This window comes from Roseovarius sp. MBR-154, from assembly GCF_053628595.1.
Genome location: NZ_JBRJGR010000002.1, coordinates 340,398 through 348,449, shown reverse-complemented (window position 1 = coordinate 348,449; position 8,052 = coordinate 340,398). Strand labels below are relative to the sequence as shown.

Here is an 8,052-nt window from a genome sequence, read left to right as displayed (position 1 = left end):
TCAGGCGTATGCGTCTTTCTCTTTGTCATTTTGGATCGTCTCTCTCGTCATACGATCCACCTTAACAACTGGTCCGAATTTCTGCGACCACCTCTCGCGCCGTGGCTCAGGCCAGCATCACCATCGGGGTCTCGAGGTTCTCGACAATCTGGTTCAGCAATTCTGCCCCGAGCGCGCCGTCGATGACCCGGTGGTCGACCGAGAGCGTGACCGACATGACGGTGGCGACGGTCAGTTCGCCATCAGCCCCCACCACCGGCTTTTTCTGGCCCGCGCCGACGGCGAGGATCGCGCCATGCGGTGGGTTGATCACGGCGTCGAAATTCTCGATCCCGAACATGCCGAGGTTGGAGATTGCAAAGGTGCCGCCCTGGTATTCGTGCGGCGCAAGCTTGCGGTCGCGGGCGCGTTTCGCGAGGTCTTTCATCTCCGCGCTGAGCGCCGAGAGGGATTTCATCTCGGCATCCTTGAGCACGGGGGTGAAGAGCCCGCCCTCGATGGCGACGGCGACGGCGACGTCCGAGGGTTTGAGCTTGAGCACCTTGTCGCCGGCCCAGACGGCATTGGCATCGGGCACCGCCTGCAACGCGAGCGCACAGGCTTTGATGATGAAGTCGTTGACGCTGAGCTTCACTCCGCGCGATTCAAGCTGCTTGTTGAGATCGCTGCGGAATTTCAACAGCGCGTCAAGCTTGATCTCGCGGCGCAGGTAGAAATGCGGCACGGTCTGCTTGGCCTCGGTGAGACGCGCGGCGATGGTCTTGCGCATCCCGTCGAGCTTGACCTCCTCGAACTCGCGGTCCTCGTACATCGCCATGACGGCACCTGACGAGAGGCCCGAGGCGAGGGCAGGGGCCCTGTCCGCCGGTTTGGCGGCCTCCTTGGCGGGCGCGGCGGCGGGCTTGGCCTCCTCCACATCGGCGCGCACGATGCGGCCATGCGGGCCGGAGCCCTTGATCTGGCGGAGATCCAGCCCTTTTTCCGCGGCGATCCGGCGGGCGAGGGGCGAGGCGAAGATACGCTCGCCGCTGTCATCCTTGGGGGCTGCCGGGGCAGGGGTGTCAGTTTTGCCAACCGGTTCGGTGGTCTTGCCCTTGCCGGAGCCTTCGCCGCCTGACGTTTCGTCCTTTGCAGGCGCTTCCGCATCGGACGATTTCAGGGCGCTCGACGCCCCGCTGTCAATATCGTCGACGCTTTCGCCGTCCTCCAGCAAGACGGCAATCGGGGTGTTGACCTTGACGCCCTCGGTGCCGTCCTTGATCAGGATCTTGCCGATGGTGCCCTCGTCCACCGCCTCGAATTCCATCGTCGCCTTGTCGGTCTCGATCTCGGCCAGAAGGTCGCCCGCAGAAACGGTATCGCCTTCCTTGACCAGCCATTTGGCAAGCGTGCCCTCTTCCATGGTGGGCGAGAGGGCGGGCATGAGAATTTCGGTTGGCATCGCGTCGCTCTCCTTACCGGTAGGTCACTTGGCGCACGGCGTCGATCACCTCGGAAGTCGAGGTCAGCGCCAGCTTTTCGAGATTGGCCGCGTAGGGCATCGGCACGTCCTTGCCGGTGCAGTTGATGACCGGCGCGTCGAGATAGTCGAACGCCTTTTGCATCAGCACCGAGGAGATATAGCTGCCGATGGAGGGAACGGGCCAGCCTTCCTCGACGGTGACGCAGCGGTTGGTTTTCATCACCGATTTGATCACCGTGTCGGTGTCCATCGGGCGCAGGGTGCGCAGGTCGATCACCTCGGCCTCGATGCCGTCTTCGGCCAGCTTTTCGGCGGCCTCCAGCGCGTAGGTCATGCCGATGCCAAAGCTGACGATGGTCACGTCAGAGCCGTCACGCCAGATCTTGGCCTTGCCGAAGGGGATGGTGAAATCATCCATCTTGGGCACCTCGAAGGATTTGCCGTAGAGGATCTCGTTCTCAAGAAAGACCACCGGGTTCGGGTCGCGGATCGCGCTTTTCAGCAGGCCCTTGGCGCAGGCGGCTGAGTAGGGCTGCACGACGCGCAGGCCGGGGACCTGGGCATACCAGGCGGCGTAGTCCTGGCTGTGCTGGGCGCCGACGCGGGCGGCGGCGCCGTTGGGGCCGCGGAAGACGATGGGGCTGCCCATCTGGCCGCCGGACATGTAGAGCGTCTTGGCGGCGGAGTTGATGATCTGGTCGATCGCCTGCATGGCGAAATTCCAGGTCATGAATTCGACGACGGGGCGCAACCCACCCCAGGATGCGCCCACCCCGATCCCGGCAAATCCGTGCTCGGTGATCGGCGTGTCGATCACGCGCTTCGCGCCGAACTCATGCAGCAGGTTCTGGGTGATCTTGTAGGCGCCCTCGTATTCGGCGACCTCCTCGCCCATGACGAAGACTGTGTCGTCGCGGCGCATTTCCTCGGCCATGGCCGTGTTGAGCGCCTCGCGCACCGTCATGGTCTGCATCTCGGTGCCCTCGGGCCAGTCTGGGCTGGTGTCGGAGTGCGGGGCAGCGGGAGCCTTGGCCTCGGCGGGGGGGGATTTCTGCTCTTCGGTGTCGCTCTCCTTGGCCTCGGGGGCGGGGGCGCTTGATGCGGTGTCGATATCGTCGGCGCTCTCGCCGTCCTCCAGCAGGACGGCAATCGGGGTGTTGACCTTGACGCCCTCGGTGCCTTCCTCGATCAGGATCTTGCCGATGGTGCCTTCGTCCACCGCCTCGAATTCCATCGTCGCTTTGTCGGTCTCGATCTCGGCCATGATGTCACCGGCATTGACGGTGTCGCCTTCCTTGACGAGCCATTTGGCGAGCGTGCCTTCCTCCATCGTGGGGGAGAGGGCGGGCATGAGAATTTCGGTTGCCATTGTCGTCTCTCCTCCTCAGGCGTTCTGCGGCGCCACGTCGGCGATGATGTCGGTCCAGAGCTCCTCGGTCGCGGGCTCCGGGCTTTCCTTGGCGAATTCGGCGCTGCCGTTGACCACGTCCTTGATCTCCTTGTCGATCGCCTTGAGATCCTCCTCGGAGGCGTGGCCGCCCGAGATCAGCAGGTCGCGGACATGTTCGATGGCGTCTTTCTCCTCGCGCATTTTCTGCACCTCTTCGCGGGTGCGGTACTTGGCGGGGTCAGACATCGAATGGCCACGGTAGCGGTAGGTCTTGATCTCCAGGATATACGGCCCCTTGCCCGAACGGCAGTGCGCGACGGCCTTGTCGCCGGCCTCTTTCACCGCGAGCACGTCCATGCCGTCGACCATCTCTCCGGGGATGCCGAAGGCTTCGCCGCGGTGGTAGATGTCGGGCGAGGAGGTGGAGCGTTGCTGCGACGTACCCATGGCGTATTGGTTGTTCTCGATCACGAATATCACTGGCAACTGCCAGAGCGCGGACATGTTGAAGGTCTCGTAGACCTGGCCCTGATTGGCCGCGCCGTCGCCGAAATAGGTGAAGGTGACGCGATCATTGCCAAGATATTTGTCGGCAAAGGCCAGTCCCGCACCGAGCGGCACGTTGGCCCCCACGATGCCATGCCCGCCGTAAAACCGCTTTTCGGTCGAGAACATGTGCATCGAGCCGCCCTTGCCCCGGCTGTAACCGTCCTCGCGGCCCGTCAGTTCGGCCATGACACCCTTTGGGTCCATGCCGCAGGCCAGCATGTGGCCGTGATCGCGATAGGTGGTGATGCGCCGGTCGCCTTCCTCGGCGGCGGCCTCAAGTCCCACGACGACGGCTTCCTGCCCGATATAGAGGTGGCAGAACCCGCCGATCAGGCCCATGCCGTAAAGCTGGCCTGCCTTCTCTTCGAATCGCCGGATGAGCAGCATGTCGCGGTAATATTGCTTGAGTTCGTCTGCGGAAACATTTGGTTTCTTAGCGCTTTTCCGGGTGGCCATGAGTGGGCAACTCCTTGTTGGCGAATATAGTTTAGCATTAAACTATTTCATACACCAATCGCTACGAGGTTGCGAGTGTGAATTTGACCGGGGCGGGGGTGCTTCAGACATGCTGCGCGCCGTTGATCTCGATCTCCGTGCCGGAGATGTAGGACGACCCCTCCGTGCAGAGGAAATAGACGGTATCGGCCACCTCCTGCGGCTCGCCGAGGCGGCGCATCGGCAGCCGCTCGGCCAGATCCTCGGTGCCCGGTGACAGGATCGCGGTGCGGATCTCACCGGGGGCGATGGCGTTGACGCGCACGCCAAGGGGGCCGAAATCATGCGCCATTTCACGGGTCAGCGCGGCCAGTGCAGCCTTGGAGGTGGCATAGGCGGCACCTGCGAAGGGATGCACCCGCGCGCCCGCGATCGAGGTGACGTTCACAACCGCCCCCTTGGCGGCCGCCAACTCGTTTTTCAGGCTACGGGCGAGCACGACAGGGGCGAAGAAATTGACGTGAAACACCTGCCCCCAGGTCCGCAGGTCGGTGCTGATGGTATCGAGCCGCTCGCCCTCGGGCCCTTTGGGTGAAATGCCTGCATTGTTGACCAGCGCGTCGAGCCGTCCGCCCAATCGCGCGCGGATCTCCTCGACCTTCTCGATCACGTCCTTGGGATCGGCAAGGTCGATCTGGATATGGTTGTCTTCGCCGCCGCCCCATGGGCATTCGGCGGGAAACGGGTGGCGCGAGCAGGTGATCACCCGCCAGCCCGCCGCGTTGAACCGCTGCACCGTGGCGTGACCGATCCCCCGGCTCGCCCCCGTCAGAAGCAATGTCCGCTGTTCCGTCATGCCCGTGTCCTTTCCTGATGTCTCGCGCTGACCCTAGCGCAGCGCGGCGCACTTGCAACGGGCCTTGGCAGGGCAATGCACAACGGCTAACAAGGCGCGCAAGCCATGCCGGAGACAAGGATGAAGGCCAGAGACATGACCCGCGACTGGATCGCCACCGCCCGCACCCTCTCCGAGGCGCTGCCCTATCTGCAACGCTATACCGGCGCGATCGTCGTGATCAAGCTGGGCGGCCATGCCATGGGCAGCGACGAGGCGATGGAGACCTTCGCCCGCGACGTGGTGCTGATGAGCCAGGTCGGTGTCAACCCGGTGATCGTCCATGGCGGCGGACCGATGATCAACGAGATGCTGGAGAAGCTGGCGATCAAGTCCGACTTCGTGAACGGCAAGCGGGTCACCGACGCCGCCACGATGGAGGTGGTCGAGATGGTGCTCTCGGGCCGCGTCAACAAGCGGATCGTGCAGGCGATCAATGGTCAGGGCGGGCGCGCCGTGGGGCTGTCGGGCAAGGATGCGGGGCTGATCACTTGCACGCCGTCGAGCCCCGATCTGGGCCTTGTGGGCGATCCGTCGGAGATCAACCCGGCGATCCTGCACACGTTGTTCGAGGCCAATGTCATCCCGGTGATCGCGCCGCTTGGCGCGGGGCGCAATGGCGAGACGTTCAACATCAATGGCGATACCGCTGCGGGCGCTGTGGCCGCCGCGCTCAAGGCAGACCGGCTGCTGCTGCTCACCGATATCGACGGGGTGCGCGATGCGTCGGGTCAGGTTGTCACCGAACTCAGCGCCGATCAGATCCGCCAGATGACCCGCGACGGCGTGATCGCGGGTGGCATGATCCCCAAGACCGAGACCGCGCTTGCCGCGATCGAGGGCGGGGTGCGGGCGGTGGTCATCCTCGACGGGCGCGCGCCCAATGCGACGCTGCTGGAGCTTTATACCGAACACGGGGCGGGGTCGCTGATCCGCGCCACCTGAGCGCCTTGTGAAAGTCGCGGATCGCGTTAGGTTCAGGACCATTGCAAGGATGCCGATATGACCCTGACCCAGATCACCCGCCAGGCCGCCCCGCATCACCTCGCAGTGATGGGCGCCCTGCATCTGGAGCCGAGCGAGGTGCCGGGGCATGCGACATTGGTCCTGCTGGGGCCGCATGAGCCGGGTTTTTGGGATGGCTTCACGCAAACCCCTGAATATCGCGACGCCACGCCCGACCCGATGGATCGCTGGTCGGTTCGGGTGATCGGAAGGCTTGCCCGCGACCTCGGGGCCGTGCCGCTCTTTCCCTTCGGCGGCCCACCGTGGCAGCCGTTCACCGATTGGGCGCGGCGCAGCGGGCGGGCCTGGCCCTCGCCCGTGGGCTTGCTGGTGCATGACGTGGCGGGGCTGATGGTGTCTTATCGCGGCGCGCTGGCGCTGCCAGAGCGGCTCGACCTGCCAGAGCCGGGCCTGCGCCCCTGCGAGACCTGCGCGACGCAGCCTTGCCTGACCGCCTGCCCGGTGGATGCACTGCGCCCCGGGGCCTATGACGTGCCCGCCTGCAAGACCGACCTGGACCGGGACGGCAACGACTGCCGCGCGCAGGGCTGCGCGGTGCGCCGTGCCTGTCCTGTCAGCCAGTCCCACGGGCGGGAGCCTGCGCAATCCGCCTTTCACATGGGGTATTTCGGATGAAAGAGCTGATCCTGATGCGGCATGCCAAATCCGACTGGGGCAGTCCCCTGCTGCGTGATCACGCACGGTCGCTGAACAAACGGGGCAGGCGCTCGGCCACGGTCTTGGGGGAGTGGCTGCGCGCGCAAGACCTGATCCCGGATCAGATCTTTTGCTCCTCTGCCACCCGTACGCAGGAAACCTGTCAGCGTCTGAACCTTCCGCTGGTGCCCGAGCTTCACGATGCGCTCTATTTGGCCGAAGGTCCCGAAATGCTGCGCGTATTGCGCGGGGCCTCCGGGGCGCGCGTCCTGATGCTGGGCCACAACCCCGGAATCGCCGAGTTTGCCGCCAGCCTTGTCGCCGCCCCCCCCGCCCATGAGCGGTTCGACGACTACCCCTCGGGGGCAACGCTGGTCGTGCGCTTTGACATCGGGGACTGGGCGGACCTGACCCCCGGCACCGGCACGGTGCAGAATTTCGTCATCCCGCGCGAACTGACCTGAGCGCGATGCAGGGCCCGCGCTTCATCGGATCGGAGATCTATCGCGGATCGAGCTACGGCGCTCGCCACCCGCTCTCCATCCCGCGGGTTCCGACGGTGATTGACCTCTGCCGCGCCATGGGTTGGCTGCCCGCGTCGCACTATATCAACAGCCCGCGTGCGCGACCGCAGGCGCTGATGACGTGGCACACGGCTGCCTATATCGCAGCCCTGCAGCGCGCCGAGGTCGAGGGTATGGTCAGCCCCGAGACCCGTGCGCGCCACCACCTTGGCACGCTCTCCAACCCGGTCTTTCCGGAGATGTTCCGCCGCCCTGCGACCGCCGCCGGTGGCTCGCTCCTGGCCACCGACCTGATTGCCGAGGGCGGTGTCGTCTATAATCCCGGCGGCGGCACGCATCACGGCATGGCCGATCACGCGGGTGGCTTTTGCTATCTCAACGATCCGGTCTTGGCGCTCAAGGCGCTGTTGGCGCAGGGACTCAGCCGCATCGCCTATGTCGATATCGACGCGCATCATTGCGACGGGGTGGCAGCGGCCTTTCACGGCGAGGACCGCGTGTTGATGATCTCTGCCCACGAGGCCCGGCGCTGGCCCTTTACCGGCGCGCTCGGTGATCGGGCGGGCGGGTCTGCCATCAACCTGCCGCTGCCGAGGGGCACGAATGACAGCGGCTTTGCCATGGCGCTGCACGAGGTCATTCTGCCGAGCGTGCAGGCGATGCGGCCGGATGCCGTCGTGCTGCAATGCGGGGCCGATGCGGTGGCCGAGGACCCGCTCTCGCGCCTCGCGCTCTCGAACAACGCGCATTGGCAGGCGGTGGCGTTGCTGCGCCCGCTCAGCCCGCGCCTGCTGGTTCTCGGCGGTGGCGGTTACAATCCGTGGACGGTGGGGCGGCTCTGGTCAGGCGTCTGGGCCACGCTGAACGGGTGTGAAATTCCCGACCGCCTGCCCGAACGCGCCCGCGCCGTCCTCGCCGCGCTGACATGGACGCGCCGCCCTGCGCTCCCATCCGATGCTCTTATCGACACGCTGCGCGATGCGCCGCGCGAGGGGACCATCGCCGACGAGTTACGCACCGCCATCCACACCCTGCGCGCCCGGCAATCGGTCTGGGTCTGACGCAAAAGGGCGGCCCGCCGGACCGCCCCTTCATCTTGCTAAAAATATTCCGGGGGAGTCGCGCATCGCGCGAC

At 65.3% G+C, this 8,052-nt stretch carries 8 protein-coding genes; 4 read left to right on the top strand and 4 right to left on the bottom strand.

Features of this window, described 5'->3' with window-relative positions:
* Positions 1-106 precede the first annotated feature (106 nt).
* From ACSSV4_RS04940 to ACSSV4_RS04925, 4 genes are all read right to left on the bottom strand, one after another.
* Positions 107-1,441, bottom strand: coding sequence for a pyruvate dehydrogenase complex dihydrolipoamide acetyltransferase (locus ACSSV4_RS04940; protein ID WP_454273869.1), 1,335 nt, complete (start codon positions 1,439-1,441; stop codon positions 107-109).
* Between the two features lie 13 nt (positions 1,442-1,454).
* Positions 1,455-2,831 carry a pyruvate dehydrogenase complex E1 component subunit beta gene (locus ACSSV4_RS04935; protein ID WP_454273868.1) on the bottom strand — a complete coding sequence of 459 codons (1,377 nt, stop codon included), beginning with the start codon at positions 2,829-2,831 and terminating at the stop codon, positions 1,455-1,457.
* A gap of 15 nt (positions 2,832-2,846) precedes the next feature.
* Positions 2,847-3,857, bottom strand: a complete 1,011-nt coding sequence (gene pdhA / locus ACSSV4_RS04930) for a pyruvate dehydrogenase (acetyl-transferring) E1 component subunit alpha (RefSeq protein WP_454273867.1) — start codon at positions 3,855-3,857, stop codon at positions 2,847-2,849.
* A 103-nt stretch (positions 3,858-3,960) separates the two neighbouring features.
* A complete protein-coding gene (locus ACSSV4_RS04925; RefSeq protein ID WP_454273866.1) occupies positions 3,961-4,692 on the bottom strand; it encodes an SDR family oxidoreductase in 732 nt (243 codons plus the stop codon).
* A 120-nt stretch (positions 4,693-4,812) separates the two neighbouring features.
* On the opposite strand from ACSSV4_RS04925, the gene argB reads away from it, so the two are divergent.
* From argB to ACSSV4_RS04905, 4 genes are read left to right on the top strand one after another with little or no spacing between them, the layout of a single operon-like run.
* On the top strand, positions 4,813-5,676 hold the full coding sequence (gene argB / locus ACSSV4_RS04920) for an acetylglutamate kinase (protein WP_454273865.1): 864 nt from the start codon (positions 4,813-4,815) through the stop codon (positions 5,674-5,676).
* 57 nt (positions 5,677-5,733) lie between these two features.
* Entirely contained in the window at positions 5,734-6,372 is a 639-nt protein-coding gene (locus ACSSV4_RS04915; RefSeq protein ID WP_454273864.1) for a ferredoxin, read from the top strand.
* Positions 6,369-6,857 (top strand): SixA phosphatase family protein, encoded by a 489-nt coding sequence (locus ACSSV4_RS04910; RefSeq protein WP_454273863.1) that lies wholly within the window; start codon positions 6,369-6,371, stop codon positions 6,855-6,857. Before ACSSV4_RS04915 ends, ACSSV4_RS04910 begins: the two co-directional genes overlap by 4 nt.
* A gap of 5 nt (positions 6,858-6,862) precedes the next feature.
* Entirely contained in the window at positions 6,863-7,978 is a 1,116-nt protein-coding gene (locus ACSSV4_RS04905; protein ID WP_454273862.1) for an acetoin utilization protein AcuC, read from the top strand.
* The last annotated feature ends 74 nt before the right edge of the window (positions 7,979-8,052 follow it).